Raw genomic sequence first — 14,223 nt, 5'->3', positions numbered from 1 at the left:
TGCTACGACACCGGTGGGTCGCGGCATCCCCCGTTCGCCGGCGCCGAGCCACGACCTTACGCGGCCGCTGAGCCACGACCGCACGCGAGTGCTGAGCCACGACCGCACGCGAGCGCTGAGCCACGACCGCACGCGGCCGCTGAACCACGACGAAGGGTGACCAGGATGAACGTGAACGATCTCGAGGGACGGGTGGCCGTCGTGACCGGGGCCGGCTCCGGCATCGGCCGGGCGATCGCTCTGCGCCTCGCCGCGGCCGGCGCGCGGGTCGCCGTAGCCGACATCGAGCTCGGGGCGGCGGAGGCCGTTGCGGCGGAGGCGAACGGCTCGGCGTTCCAGGTCGACGTCAGCTCGCTCGCGAGCGTCGAGCAGCTCGCCGCTGCCGTCGAAGCCGAGTTCGGCCCCGTCGAGCTGCTCGTGAGCAACGCGGGCGTGGCGTCGACGGCCCCGCTCGAGCGCATGACCGACGCCGACTGGGACTGGCTCCTCGGCGTGAACCTCTACGGCGCCGTGCACACCGTGGGCGCCTTCCTGTCGCAGTTGAGGAGCAGTCGGGGTCGCATCCTGGTCACCGGATCGATGGCGGGCCTCGCCCCCGACGCGGGAATGGGCGGCTACGGTGTCACCAAGTTCGCTCTCACCGCCTACACCGAGGTGCTCGCCGCCGAGCTCGAGCCCGACGGCATCGCGGTGACGCTCCTGGCGCCCGGCCCGGTGCGCACGCGGCTGGGGTCCAGTTCCCGCAACAGGAGCGACACCGAGGCGGGCGCCGGGCTCGTCGACGTCGACCTCTCGGCCGGCGACGGGGGAGGGCTGCCGTGGCGCGACCCGGGTGAGGTGGCCGAGATCGCGGTCGAGGCGCTGCTCGAGGGGCGCCGGTACGCGATCACGCACCCGGAGTGGGCGCACCTCGTGCGCGACCGTCACCGCACCATCGAGAGCGCGTTCGACCCGCGGCACTGACCTCGGGCGGGCCCCCGGGGCGCTGACACCGGCCGGCGGGCCTGCGTACTGGGTTCTGCCCACAGGTGCTGACCTCCGGAGCGCTGACCTCGAGCGGCCGGCGGGCCCGCGTGCTGGGTTCGACCCAGGGCGCTGATCTCCGGGGCGCTGACCCCGGCCGGCGGGCCGGCAGGCATCCGGGCCTGCGCGCTGGCTACAGCCTGACCGGGTCGCCGTTCGGGTAGGCGCGGGCATCGACCACCGAGGCGCTCCACGCCGCCTCGTGCCGCCGCCACTCGCTGTCGGGTGCGAGTGCGAGGCCCATCGTCTGGAGGGTGCGGCCCGCGATGCGTGCCACCGTCGTGGAGAAGTCGCCGTCGAGGTGCAGCACGGTGGTGGCCAGCACGTCGCCCGTGAACCGCAGCACGCTCAGGCGCCAGCGGTGCCCCTCACGGCGCACTACGACCTCGTCGGCGAGGGAGGTGTCGAAACGGATGCGCGCCGGATGCATCCCCGCAGCGCCACGCCCCGCATCCATGACCCCTCCTCACCCCGAGCCTCTCGACGGTCGCCGAGAGGTGATTCGCTAGAGAATCTAACCATGTCTGGTGGTCGTTCGCATGGCCTGTGACGCGCATCCGAACCCGTCGTCGACGAGGGATCAGAAGTCGTCGACGTGGAGGTGGTTGCAGGTGTCGGAGAAGTCGCGGAAGTTGATGAACGAGGGCTCGTTGCCGGCGGCGTAGCGGCAGTTCGACTGGCCCACGCGGGAGCCGGGCGGCATGATCGGGTCGAGCACGGCGATGAGGTTGAGGGAGGCGTCGTTCGCGCCCGTGGTGGGCACGCCGCCCACCGAGGTGAAGTCGACGGCGTGGCCGCCGCCCTGCATGTAGTGGGTCGACGCGGTGCCGGCTCCCTCGATCTGCCCGGTGCAGCGGCGGTTGATGTCGGAGACGCCCGCGCTGCCGAAGGCGCGCACCGCGGCCACCAGGGCTTGAAGGATGGTGACGTCGATGCCGCAGTTGGCGACGTCTTGGCCCTGGGCGATCCAGGCGATCTCGAAGATGTGGTCGGGGCTCGATCCGTGGAACTGGCCGTTCGCGACGTAGCCCATGAGCTCCTCGGCGAGGGCCTGGGCATCGCCCGAGACGGGGCCCACGACCTGCCCGCCCTGGTGGGCCGCCGCTGCCGCAGCCGCTGCCGCCGCTGCCGCTGCGGCTGCGCGCGCGGCGACTCCGGCCTGGTACTGCTCCTCGGTGGTGGCGAGATTCTGCTGCAGGCTGGTGAGCTGGGCGTCGAGTTCTTCCCGGTGGGCGTTCTGCTCCTGCAGGGCGGCGACCATCTGGCGCTGAGCCTCGGCCGCGGCCTCGAGGGCTGACTGGGCCGCATCGGCCAGGCTGCCGAGCTTCGCCTCGGCGACGTCGGCCTGTTCGGTGAGGGAGTGCGCGGTGTTCTTGTCGAGCTCGGCGGAGGCGTAGATGGCGTTCACCGCCTGGGTGAGCTGGCCCGCGGAGCTCAGCTGGGCGAGCAGGTCGTCGGCTTCTCCGGAGCTCGAGGTGAGGAGCATCGAGGTGAGGTCGGACCCGCCGGTGCGCACGAACTGGGCGGCGATGAGGGCGGCCCGACGCTCCGACTCGGCTGCCTTCGTGGTGGCGGCGGTCGACTGGGCGGTGAGGGTGTCGGCGCGGGCCTGACCCGCGGTGAGGGCGGCCTGTGCTTCGTCGTTCTCGGCGGTGCGCTGGTCGACGAGGTCGCGGGCGGCCTGGGCCTTGGTCTCGAGGTCGGCGATGATGCCCTTGATGCGGGTGATCTCGTCCTGCTTCGCGCTCTCGCTCGAGCGGGCGGCGAGCACGTCGTCCCAGCTGGGGTAGTCGTCGGCGTGGGCGGCGGGGAGGACTGCGGGGGCGAGGGCGGGTGCGGCGGCGATGGTCGCGGCGGCGGCGACGGAGAGGGCGAGGAGGGCGACGAGGAAGGGGGAGCGGCGGGTGGGACGAGGGGCGCGGGGAGCGCGGGGAGGGCGGCTGCGGCGCGGGTGGTTCGCGTCGGTTCGGGTGGAGGTGGGAGTGGGTGTCGGGGCGGCGGGGGTGCCTGCGCGGCGCACGGTGGGTTCGTTGCGGGTCATGTGTCCTCGGAGCGTTCGGGAGCGAGCGGAGCGCCCAGACAGCAATTCAACCCCCGGGCTGTGCCGCGGGCGGCAGCGGGTGCGGTGATTCGTGAATCGTCGGGGGGTTTGGGGGTGGGCGTGCGGGTGCGGTGGGGGGTGTGACTGGAGGTGTGTGCATGCGGTGGGGGGTGTGACTGGGTGGGGTGCGCATCCGGTGGGGTGTGCGTCTTGGCGGGTGTGCATCCGGTGGGGTGTGCGTCTGGGTGGGGTGCGCATCCGTCGTCGTGGGTGTGCGACCGTCGTCGAGGGGCGGCTGTTAGTGTCGGCGGATGCGCAACACGGCTGGATCGGCACGGAGAGCAGGCGACGGCGGCGCGGGCGATAGCCCAGGGCGGTTCGGGTCGACGGCGACGGTGGAGATCGATCCGCGGCGGGTGGGGGCGGTGCGTATCGCGTACAACCCGCGGGTCGACGGTTCGGCCGACCCTGGTGAAGTGGTGTGGACCTGGGTGCCCTACCAGGAGGCCGACGGCCGCGGCAAAGACCGGCCCGTGCTCGTCATCGCGTCGGAGCCGGGCGGCACGGTGCTCGGGGTGGCGCTCACGTCGAAGCCGCACGACGATCGGTGGGATGTGGCGATCGGCAGCGGTCCGTGGGACCCGGCGGGTCGCCCGAGTTGGGTGCGTCTCGAGCGGGTGTTCCGGTTGCATCAGGGGGGTGTGCGGCGGCGGGGCGTGGCTCTTGGCGAGCGGGAGTTCGGGGTGGTCGCGGGGGAGTTGGAGCGGATGTTCGGGTGGCGTGCTGGGGCGTCGTCTCGTGCGGTGGCTGCTGCGGCTGGGGCTGGTGCGTCGGGCGCGGCGGGGTCGCGGGCGGATGCGCGGCCGGCTACGCGGGCGGGCGTGCTGCGGAGGGTGCTGGGTCGGCTCTTCGGGCGGCGCTGATCGCTCTGATTCGCGTTCGCGCCTCCGTCGCTCCCGATGTCGGTGGCATGGTGTTGACTTATTCTCATGGAAGCAACACCCGCCTCGCGTCGACCAGATGAGGCTTCGACGCACCCTCTCGACGAGGAGCACGCTCTTCGGCGCGAGTATGCGGAGGCGCTCGCCGCAGTGGTGGCCGACGAGCAGCAGATCGCTCGTGCCGAGGCCTCACGCACGGCTCACCTGGCCAGAGCTGCCGAGCTCGGCGACCTCCTCGCCGCTCAGACGGCGTCGGCCGAGAGGCGCCGCTGCACCGAGGTCGACCGCGAGTGGGCCCGCCGCTCCCTGGCGGCCGAGCTGTGCTGCCTCTCCCATCGCTCGGAGCGCACCATCGCCCGCCTCCTCAATGAGGCCGAGTCGCTCGTAGCCACCCTCCCCTCGACTGTCGCTGCCCTCGCTGCAGGCTCCCTCTCCTACCTCCATGCACGCGCCCTCCTCAGCCACGCCCGCACCCTCCCCGACGAGGCCGTCCCCACGTTCGAGGCGGCGGTGCTCCCCGACGCCCTCGCCCTCACTCCCGCTCGTTTCGACGAGCGTGCGAGACGCCTCCGCGAGCACCTCCACCCCGAGTCCCTCGTCGAGCGCACCCGTCAGGCTCGAGCCGACCGCGGAGTCTGGCTCGACCCCGAACGCGACGGCATGGCCACCCTCCACCACCACCTCGACGCTCTCGACGCCCTCGCCATCCACGACCTCCTCGACCGCACCGCCCGCAGCCTCCGCGGCCCCGACGAACCCCGAACCCACCTCCAACTCCGCTCCGACGTCCTCCGCGACCTCCTCCTCGACCCCGCCCCCTGCACCGCCGCTCCCTGTGCTGCCACCGCGCCTACCTCTGGCCCACTCGCCGTCGGCGCTCCCGCCTCCGGGGCACCCGCCTCTTGCTCTCTCGTCTCTGACTCTCCCAGCACCGCCACTCCCTGCGCTGCCACTGCGCCTACTTCTGGCCCACCCGCCGTCGGCGCTCCCGCCTCCGGGGCACCCGCCTCTTGCTCTCCCGCCCTCGGCGCCCACGAGGTCGGCCATCCCTTCTCCCGCGAACTCGCCCTGAGCCCACACACCACCGGCGGCACCGGCGCACCCACGGGTTCCTCACCTCGACGCGGCGACCCCGCTTCGCCCCCGAGCGCCGTCGGCCCGCGACTAACGGCACGCCGACCACGCATCACCCCCACCGTCGTCGTCACGATCCCGGCCGAGACCCTCTCCGGCGCCGCAGACACCCCCGCCGACCTGCTCGGATACGGCCCCATCGACGCCACCTCCGCCCGTCACCTCGCCGCACGAGCCACCTCTGTGCTCGAACTCGTGCGCGACCGCGCGACGGGCGCGCCGCTGAGCTTCGGCCGCACGCGCTACGTCCCGCCCGCATCCCTTCGCACCCTCCTCCAGCACGACGATCGCACCTGCCGCTTCCCGGGATGCTCCCGCTCCGCCGACCACTGCGAACTCGACCACACCCTCGCCTGGGAAGACGGCGGAACCACCGACCCCGGCAACCTCGCCCACCTCTGCCCCCGCCACCACCACCTCAAGCACAGCCCCGGCTGGTCGGTCGCCCAGCACCCCTCAGGCTCCCGAGCCCTCACCTGGACCACTCCCTCCGGCTCCCTCCACACCACCACCCCACCGAGCCGCCTCGCCCCACGGCCGGCACCGCCGCCCGGTCCGTCGCAGGGGTCAGAAACATCCCTGACCCTCACCGCACCGTCCGCCCCCAGCACCAACCCACGTCACTCTGGTGCCGATCCGTCGCGCCCGCGACCCGTATTCCGCCTCACCCCAGACCGTCCCGCCTACGCCGAGTCTGAGTCGCGCATCGGTCACCGCCGTACCTTCCTCCACGGTGCGCTCCCGGGCCGCCGCGGCACCCCACCGAGCGCTCTCGCTCGACTCACAACGCGTTCACCCTCGTCCCCACGCTTCACCAACGACGACGACCCTCCGCCGTTCTGACTCCACCTCGTTCCTAGCCGCGCCGTCCTCCGCCAGCCGGGGGTGGGGGATGCCACCCGGCTGCGCCTGGGATGTGGTCGCGGTGCTGCCGTGTGTGCGTTCTGCGATGTGTTCGCAATGGCGCCGTGTGTGTGTCTTGCGATGCGATCCCATGCCGCGGTGAGTGCACGCCGGGATGCGATCGCGATGCCACGCGGGTGCCTCCACCGGTGCGGGCGGTGACGCTGTCGGGCACGTCTTGGGGACTGCTGAGAGTTTGGGTGACTCCTTGACCTGCCCCACGGATTAGTTACCAGTTTTGCTGTGGTGATCAGTGCTTGAACTGAAAGGCTCTGATCATGCCAAAGCCCTATCCAGCCGAGTTCCGGGCGCGAGCGGTTGCGCTCGTGAAGTCGGGTCGTCGCGTCTCGGACGTCGCCCATGACCTTTGGAGTCAGCGCCGGTGGCCTAAGTAATTGGGTGCGCCAGGACCGCATCGATCGCGGCGAGATCCAGGGAACGTCGACGACCGAGAATGCGCAGCTTCGCGCGGCTCGGAAACGCATCCGTGAGCTTGAGGAAGAAGTCGCCATCCTGCGGACTGCGGCCACGCTGCTCGGGGAGGACAAGCCCCACCCAAAAGGATTCACCCGGTGATCGACACCCTCGTCGCCGCCGGGCACCCCGTGCTCACATGCTGCCGGGTGCTCGGGGTGAGCAAACCCGGCTACTACCGATATAAACACCGGCCCCTGGCCCCGACGAAGATGCGACGTCAATGGCTCACCGGCCTGATGCAAGAAGTCCACACGGCGTCCCGCGGCACCTACGGGTATCGGCGCGTGCATGCCGAACTCACCATGGGTTTGGGCGTAAACGTCAGCAGCCGACTCACGTTCCTCCTGATGCACGATGCCGGCCATTCCGGGCTCCCTGGCCCTGCCAGAGTGAAGCGGCTGCGCGGGATCGTGACGTCTGATGATCTCGTGAACCGGAAGTTCAACCGGGCCGGCCCGAACGAGCTCTGGGTCACGGACATCACCGAGCATCCCACGAGGGAGGGCCGGCTCTACTGCTGCTGCGTGCTCGACACCTACAGTCGGCGAATCGTGGGTTGGTCCATCGACTCCAGCCCCGACACCCGTCTGGTCATCAACGCTCTCGACATGGCGTTGAAGAACCGCGACCCGAAGCCTGGCGGGGTCGTTCACGCCGACCACGGAACCCAGTTCACCTCTTGGGCGTTCGGCGACAAGATCCGCTCCGCCGGGCTCATGCCCTCGTTCGGAACCGTCGGAGACGGCCTCGATAACGCGATGATGGAATCGTTCTGGTCCTCGATGCAGATCGAGCTCCTCGACCGGAAGAAATGGGCCACCCGGGTCGAGCTCGCAAACGCGATATCCGAGTACATCGAGATCTTCTATAACCGCCGCCGACGCCACTCCAGCGTCGGCTACCTCACCCCGATCGAGTTCGAACTACGCTCGGAACTACCATCCATCCCACGCCTGATTGCCACGAGCTAACTGGTAACCAAGCCGTGGGGCAGGTCAAAGAGTCACCAAGACCTTCAGCAGTCCCTTGTGATGCCCGTGGTGTGGTCGGCGGCGCAATGGGCTTGTTGGTGGTGACGCGGTTGGCGGCGCAGCTGCGCTCGTGCGACGTCTATCGAGAGCGCGCGGTGTCAGCGTGTTCCCGCGGCAGTCTGGCCCGCGTCTGTGTGGTCGGGGTCGGCGTGACGCGCGGCAGTGTGGCCGGCGTTCGTGTGGTCGGGGTCGGCGTGACGCGCGGCAGTGTGGCCCGCGTCTGTGTGGTCGGGGTCGGCGTGACCCGCGGCAGTGTGGCCGGCGTCCGTGTGGTCGGGGTCGGCGTGACCCGCGGCAGTGTGGCCCGCGTCTGTGTGGTCGGGGTGGGCGCGGCCCGCGTCCCTGGGGCCCGGGTCGGCGTGGCCCGGATGCGCATCGCGGGAACCCGCATCGCGGGAAACGGCATCGAGCGGGTTGGTGGCGAGGCGGGCCGCGAGGCCGCTGGTGAGGGCGGTCGCGGGCGAGGAAGCGGGCTTGGCCGCAGCCTGGGCCTCGAAGCACGACAGGAACTCGGCGGCGAGGTCGAGGCGCGGGAAGGCCGCCACCACCGCCGTCCGGTACTCCGGAGACCAGCGCTCGGCACCACGGCCCGAGATGTCGAGGCCGGTGGCCTCGCAGAGGAGGTAGCCCTCGGGGTCGTCATGGGGCGAGACCTCGTCGGCCATGTGCCGCACGACGATCTCGGCGGCACGTCGACGGCGTACGGGCGCCCAGCCGGCACCGGCACCGAAGACCCACGCGACCTCGCCGCCCGCGTACTCGAACGAGAGATCTCGGTTGTCGAAAGCCGGCGAGAGCCCGATGTCGTGGAGCACCGCCGAGACGAAGAGGAGCTCGTCATCGACGACGAGCCCCTCCTTTCGGGCGAGCTCCACCGCCCACAGATACGAACGGATGCCGTGGTTCAGCATCGCGTCCGAGTGGTAGTTCCGCGCCACCTCGAGCGCCGCCACACACGACGGGCTCTGCGGCAACATCGGCGATCCCGGCTGGTCCCCAGACCGAGACCCAGACCCAACAGCGGACGCGACAGGGAGGGTGTGCTGCTTATCGACCATGGGGAAAGTCTGACGGCACCGCACCACCCCAGCCCGCGCATCCGCCCGCCCCACGCGGGAATGGCAGAATCACGCCGCGACCTGTCCGGAACGCCTCACCGCCCGGGGTACTGCGGCACCGGATTGTTCGCGCGGATCACCTCGAGCCGCGCCCGGTACTCCACCTCGTCGATGTCGCCCTGCGCAAAACGCTCGGCAAGGGTGGCCTCGGCACGCCGACCCGGCTGGTCGGCGCCGACCCGCTGCGCCCACGCGGCCCGACGCCAACGCCGCCCGACGGTCGCGAACAGGATGGCGATCACGGCGATCCAGAACAGCGGGATGAGCAGGAACAGGAATCCCGGACCACCGCCGCCCCACCCCCACGCGTGGCCGAAGGGTCCAGGATGCGCGGCGACAGCCGCAGAGGATGCGATGACGAGAGAGCTCAACACGATCGACTTCTTTCGGTTTCGGGTTCCGGCGGAACCGCTTGCACCCAGAGTCGCTCAGACGCCGCGGCAGCGAATCCGCCGGCGGGTGACACCTGCAGCGGGCCGTGTACGCCCACGGGATGCACCCAATCGGGACGGGGGATCGGGCGTCGCCGCTCACGGGCCGGGCGCCACCAGCCCCGCGTCATAGGCGACGATGACGAGCCGCACCCGATCGCGCGCACCGAGCTTCGTCATGATGCGCGACACGTGCGTCTTGGCCGTCAGGGGGCTGAGGAAGAGTGCCTCACCGATCTCCTCGTTGGTGAGACCGCGACCCACGAGGGCGAGCACCTCCCGCTCGCGCCCCGTGAGAACGGAGAGGAGGTCGGCAGCGGCGGGATGCGGCGCAGCGTCGGGCGGCTCGCCCAGCCCCTCGCCCTGAGCGACCCGCTCGAGCAACCTTCGCGTCACCCCGGGGCTGAGCAGTGCGTCGCCCTCGGCGACCACCCGCACCGCCCTGATCAGCTCCACCGGCTCGGTGTGCTTCACGAGGAACCCGCTCGCCCCCGCCCGGATCGCCCGCCCCACGTACTCGTCGAGCTCGAAGGTCGTGACGATCACGATGCGGGTGGCCTCGAGCTCGGGATCGGCGGTGATCTGCTCGGTCGCCCAGAGTCCGTCGCCGTCGGGCATCCTGATGTCCATCAGCAGCACGTCGGGCCGCTGAGCGCGCACGAGCTCGACCGCCTGCGTTCCCGATCCGGCCTCACCGACCACGGTGAAATCGGGCTCCGAGTCGAGCAGGGCCCGGAAGCCGGCACGGATGAGCTGCTGATCGTCGGCGAGCGCGATCCTGATCATGACGTGCCCCTCCGCTCGGGCAGCTCCGCGACGACACGGAACCCCGAACCCTCCGCGACCGGCCCCGCCGACAAGCGGCCGCCGAGCAGTTCGGCCCGCTCCCGCATCCCGAGCACCCCACGCCCCGCCCCGCCCGACGCCGCCCCGCCAGACCCCGTTTCGCCAGACCCAGACCCGGGCCCGCCAGACCCAGACCCAGACCCCGACCCCCCAGGCCCCGACCCCTCCCGCGCGGGCCCCGGATCGTCGACCGACACCCGGTACCCCGCATCCGTCACCGCGATCGACACCGCGGCCCGACCAGCCTCCGAGTGCCGCACCACGTTCGTCAGCGACTCCTGCACGATGCGGTACATCGCGAGCTGCGCCCCGGCGGAGGCCGACCGCGCCGCAGGATCGACGGATGCCTCGACCTCGAGCCCCTGCGACCGCACCGAGTCGAGCAGCTCGTCGAGCCGCCCCAGATCGGGTGCGGGCACGAGCGGCACTTCCTGAGGAGCGGAACCTGCCGGCCCGCCGCCGTCCCGCAACACCCCGAGCACCGACCGCACCTCCTCAAGCGCCGACCGGCTCGTCGCCTTGATGTCGGCCAGCGCCTTCGCCGCCTCCTCCGGCCGCGACTCGAGCAGGTGCAGCCCCACTCCGGCCTGCACGCTGATCTGGCTGAGCGAATGCGCGAGCACGTCGTGGAGTTCGCGGGCGATGCGCATCCGCTCGGCCTGCGCCTCCGAGCGGCGCTGCTCCTCGGCGAGCCGCCGCGCTTCGTCCCAACGGCGACGACGCGACCGGATGCTCTCCCCGATCGCCACGAACAGCACCAGCGCCAGCGACACCGCCACCACGAGCGCCGGCTGCCAGGGCACCCGCAGCGCGATGCCGGCCGCGAGCGTGACGGCCCAGCCGACGCCGAGCGAGATCCATGCCCACAGGCGCGCCCCGCGCACGACGGCCCCGATCACGGCGAACGCCAGGGCGATGTAGGGCGGCGCCGCGTCTCCCGAGGTCACGAGCACGTATCCGGATGCTGCGGCCACCACCACCGCCACCACCGGCCCCGGGAACCGCCGGGCGAACACCAGCGCCACCGGTCCGATCAGGGCGAGCACGAGCCGCGCCGTGAAGCGCACCGGATCGTCGTCGAAGCTCGACACCAGCGCCCGCGCGTGCCAGCGCAGCAGCGCCGCCGGCACCTGCACGACGAACGACACGACCACCGGCAACCACAGCGTGAGCGGCCCGCCCAGCCGGAACCGCGGCCACACGGTGGCGGCGGCCGGAAGACGCTCGTCCGGATGCGGCATGCGTCGATCGTAACCTCAGCCCACCGGGCGGGCGTCGTCCCCCGGAAGCGCATCCGGAACACCCGCCGCGCAGCGCGTACTCCCGGAGGAGTACGCGCGAGCCGCATCGGCGCTCCGCGCGCCTGCCGCTCAGGCGCCCAGACGCGCCCCCAGCTCCGCGGCCTCCGCGAGGGCGGACTCGAGCTCGGCCTCTGAGCGCAGGAGCTCGGCCGCGAGCGCGGCGACGGAGTCGGCGAGGGTGAGGCTCGTGGCGACGACGGTGACCTCCATGCCGAGGGACGTGCCGAGGATGAGCTGCAACGGGGGCACCGTGTGGTCCCAGCCCTCGGTGGGCGAACCGACGTCGTAGGAGGCGCCGCGGGCGGTGACGATCACGGCGGGCTTGCCCTTCAGCGGCTGCGAGTCGACGTCGAAGGGGGCGGTGACGCCCGGCACGTGGATGTAGTCAACCCATGCCTTGAGCGACGACGGCAGGGAGTAGTTGTACATCGGGGCTCCGACGACGACGGCGTCGGCGGCGATCAGTTCGGCGATCAGCGACTCCTGCAGCGCTTCGGCGTCGGCGGGCGGCACCGAGCCCGGTGGGCGGAGACGTGCGGGCCAGTGCAGCGCCGCGTCGGGGATGTGGGGGAGCGGGTCGCGGTGAAGATCGCGATGGGTGACCGTGTTGCCCGGCGCCGCGCTGAGCCAGCCCTCGGCGAAGGCGCGCGTGATCGACCGTGATCGAGAACGCTCCGGATCGGCGGAGGAGTCGAGGTGGAGGAGGTGTGCCATGGGTTCACGTTACCGGGGCCGGTCTCGCCGTGGCGGAGCAGTCGGGCCGCCTCAGGGCGCGAGCCGGCGTGCCGCGTCGAGCGCTTGGCGGGTGGCACGGACGGCGTCGACGCCGCGGGCGTCGAGTGCTCCGCCCACCACCTCGACCGCGACACCGCGCTCGGCGAGCTCCACACTCAGCGGATCGTGCGAGTCCTGACCCGCACACACCACCACCACGTCGGCCGGCACGACCCGTCGGGTGCCGTCGTCGAGCACGAGGTGCACGCCGTCGGCGGTGATGCGCTCGTACTCGAACCCGCTCACGAACCCGACACCCGCCTCCCGCAGCTCGCCCAGCGCGACCCAGCGCGAGGTGATGCCCATGCCCGCCCCGAACGACCCCGAGCGTCGCAGCACGGTCACCTCATTCCCGGGCCGTGGAGTGGCGACGAGGTCGGCACCCCTCGACACGACGACGGATGCGGTTCTCACCCGGGCACGCTGCGGCAGCTCGGCCGATTCCAGCGAGGTGGACGGCGCCGGCAGCCCGTGCACCCTCTCGAACGACGCGGCCCGCTCGGCCGGGTCGTGCGAGAGCACGAGGAACTTCGCGACGTCGATGCCGATCCCGCCTCCACCGATCACGGCGACGCGCCCCGGCGGCACACCCTCCCGCAACGCGCGCTCGTAGCTCAGCACGTGCGGCAACTCCGCCCCCGGCACCGCGAGCCCGCGCGGCCGCACCCCCGTCGCCACGAGCACGGCATCGAACCCGGCTCCCGCACAGCCGCCGTGGCCCGAGCCGCCCGGGCCGCCCGCCCCACCCGAGCCACCAGCACTGCCCGCCAGCTCCTCCGCCGTCACGGCGTGCCCGAGCCTGACCTCGACCCCGAGCTCCGCGAGCCGTCGCTCGTAGTGCTCGACCGTCAGCGCGTAGTCCTCCTTGGTCGGGATGCGCGCCGCCAGCCCGAATTGCCCACCCAGACGGTCGGCGGCCTCGAACACCGTCACCCGGTTGCCGCGTTCGGCCAGATCCACGGCGGCTGCGAGCCCCGCGGGCCCACCCCCCACCACGGCGACGTGGCGTGGCCGAGTCGTGAGGGTGAGCGGATAGACCGACTCCCTCGCCGCCCGCGGGTTCACGAGGCACGACACCGGCTGCATCCGGAACGACCGGTCGAGACAGGCCTGGTTGCAGCCGATGCACGTGTTCACCTCGGCGAACCCGCCGGCCCGCGAGCGCGCGACGATCGCGGGGTCGGCGAGGAACGGGCGCGCCAGCGCCACCGCCGTGATCGCACCGCCCTCCTTCGCGAGCACCTCCTCGACGTCGCGCAGATCGGTGAGCCTGTTGCTCGCGATCACCGGAACCGCGGTCGGCGCACCCGGCTCCCCGGGCAGCGAGATCGCCCGCGCCACCGCCAGCGCGTACCCGAGCCAGACCCCGTGCGGCACCGCGGCCTGCACGGTGGGCACCTTCGACTCGTGCCAGCCGATGCCGACGTTGAGGGCGTCGGCGCCGGAGCGCACGAGGTCGCGGGCCAGCGCATCCGTCTCGTCCTGCGTCGTCGAGTCGGGAACCAGGTCGGCACCCGACAGGCGCACCACGACCGGCACCTCGAAGCCCACCGCGCGCCGCACCGCGCGCAGCACCTCGATCGCGAAGCGTCGGCGCCGCACCGCGTCTCCGCCCCAGTCGTCGTCGCGCCGGTTCGTGACCGGCGAGCAGAACTGGTTGATCAGATAGCCCTCCGAGGCCATGATCTCGACCCCGTCGAGCCCGAGCTCGACGGCCCGCTCGGCGGCCGAGCCGAAATCGCCGATGGTGCGCAGAATGCCGATCTCGTCGAGCTCCTCGGGCACCACCGCTCCGGCGCTCCGCCAGGCGAGGGGAGACGGGGCGACCGGATGCACGGGTCGGCCCCGCGCATCCGTCACCCCGTCGAGCAGGGCGTAGCGGCCGGCGTGGAAGAGCTGCGCGACGATGCGACCCCCCGCGGCGTGCACCGCCTCGACCGCGTGTGCGAGACGGGCGTCGCTCGCCGGGTCGCCCAGCACGCTGAAGTCGCGGGCGCCGCAGCCCTCGAGGTTCACCGCGAGCCCGCCCGTCACGATGAGGGCGGCACCGCCCCTGACGCGTTCGGTGTAGTACGCGGCGAGTGCCTCACCCCCGTCGTCGAGCGTCTCGAGCCCGGTGTGCATGCTGCCCATCACCACGCGGTGCGGCAGCTCGAGGGCGCCGAGTCGCCACGGGGAGAAGGTGCGCTCGAGCACGGCCGGC

Annotated in this window: 11 protein-coding genes and 1 pseudogene; 4 read left to right on the top strand and 8 right to left on the bottom strand. The window is 72.0% G+C overall.

Going from position 1 to position 14,223, the window contains the following annotated elements; genetic code table 11:
• The first annotated feature begins 165 nt into the window (after positions 1-165).
• Positions 166-963, top strand: coding sequence for an SDR family oxidoreductase (locus HL652_RS11105; protein WP_171705371.1), 798 nt, complete (start codon positions 166-168; stop codon positions 961-963).
• A gap of 193 nt (positions 964-1,156) precedes the next feature.
• Here the strand turns inward: HL652_RS11105 and HL652_RS11100 are convergent, their stop codons facing one another.
• On the bottom strand, positions 1,157-1,480 hold the full coding sequence (locus tag HL652_RS11100; RefSeq protein ID WP_171705370.1) for a hypothetical protein: 324 nt from the start codon (positions 1,478-1,480) through the stop codon (positions 1,157-1,159).
• Between the two features lie 123 nt (positions 1,481-1,603).
• Positions 1,604-3,064, bottom strand: coding sequence for a coiled-coil domain-containing protein (locus HL652_RS21915; RefSeq protein ID WP_171705369.1), 1,461 nt, complete (start codon positions 3,062-3,064; stop codon positions 1,604-1,606).
• Between the two features lie 311 nt (positions 3,065-3,375).
• Between HL652_RS21915 and HL652_RS11090 the strand changes: the two genes are divergently transcribed.
• From HL652_RS11090 to HL652_RS11080, 3 genes and pseudogenes are all read left to right on the top strand, one after another.
• Entirely contained in the window at positions 3,376-3,987 is a 612-nt protein-coding gene (locus HL652_RS11090) for a type II toxin-antitoxin system PemK/MazF family toxin (RefSeq protein ID WP_171705368.1), read from the top strand.
• Positions 3,988-4,053: 66 nt separating this feature from the next.
• Complete coding sequence (locus HL652_RS11085; RefSeq protein WP_171705367.1) at positions 4,054-5,982, top strand: HNH endonuclease signature motif containing protein; 1,929 nt, start codon at positions 4,054-4,056, stop codon at positions 5,980-5,982.
• 338 nt (positions 5,983-6,320) lie between these two features.
• Positions 6,321-7,490 (top strand): annotated as a pseudogene (locus HL652_RS11080) (IS3 family transposase).
• Between the two features lie 158 nt (positions 7,491-7,648).
• Here HL652_RS11080 and HL652_RS11075 read toward each other — a convergent pair.
• The 6 genes from HL652_RS11075 to HL652_RS11050 all read right to left on the bottom strand — a co-directional run bounded on the left by HL652_RS11075 (position 7,649) and on the right by HL652_RS11050 (position 14,216).
• The gene (locus HL652_RS11075; protein WP_216603881.1) at positions 7,649-8,527 is read right to left on the bottom strand and encodes an HD domain-containing protein; all 879 of its coding nucleotides are present in this window, start codon (positions 8,525-8,527) and stop codon (positions 7,649-7,651) included.
• Between the two features lie 176 nt (positions 8,528-8,703).
• Positions 8,704-9,042, bottom strand: a complete 339-nt coding sequence (locus tag HL652_RS11070) for an SHOCT domain-containing protein (protein WP_253743195.1) — start codon at positions 9,040-9,042, stop codon at positions 8,704-8,706.
• A 156-nt stretch (positions 9,043-9,198) separates the two neighbouring features.
• Complete coding sequence (locus HL652_RS11065; protein WP_171705366.1) at positions 9,199-9,885, bottom strand: response regulator transcription factor; 687 nt, start codon at positions 9,883-9,885, stop codon at positions 9,199-9,201.
• Positions 9,882-11,186 (bottom strand): sensor histidine kinase, encoded by a 1,305-nt coding sequence (locus HL652_RS11060; RefSeq protein WP_171705365.1) that lies wholly within the window; start codon positions 11,184-11,186, stop codon positions 9,882-9,884. The genes HL652_RS11065 and HL652_RS11060 overlap by 4 nt, the downstream gene beginning before the upstream one ends.
• A 129-nt stretch (positions 11,187-11,315) precedes the next feature.
• On the bottom strand, positions 11,316-11,960 hold the full coding sequence (locus HL652_RS11055; RefSeq protein WP_171705364.1) for an FMN-dependent NADH-azoreductase: 645 nt from the start codon (positions 11,958-11,960) through the stop codon (positions 11,316-11,318).
• A 51-nt stretch (positions 11,961-12,011) separates the two neighbouring features.
• Complete coding sequence (locus HL652_RS11050) at positions 12,012-14,216, bottom strand: FAD-dependent oxidoreductase (protein WP_253743194.1); 2,205 nt, start codon at positions 14,214-14,216, stop codon at positions 12,012-12,014.
• Positions 14,217-14,223 lie beyond the last annotated feature (7 nt).

Origin of the sequence: Herbiconiux sp. SALV-R1, assembly GCF_013113715.1 — a bacterium.
GTDB lineage: Bacteria > Actinomycetota > Actinomycetes > Actinomycetales > Microbacteriaceae > Herbiconiux.
This window is presented reverse-complemented; position numbering and strand designations above follow the sequence as displayed.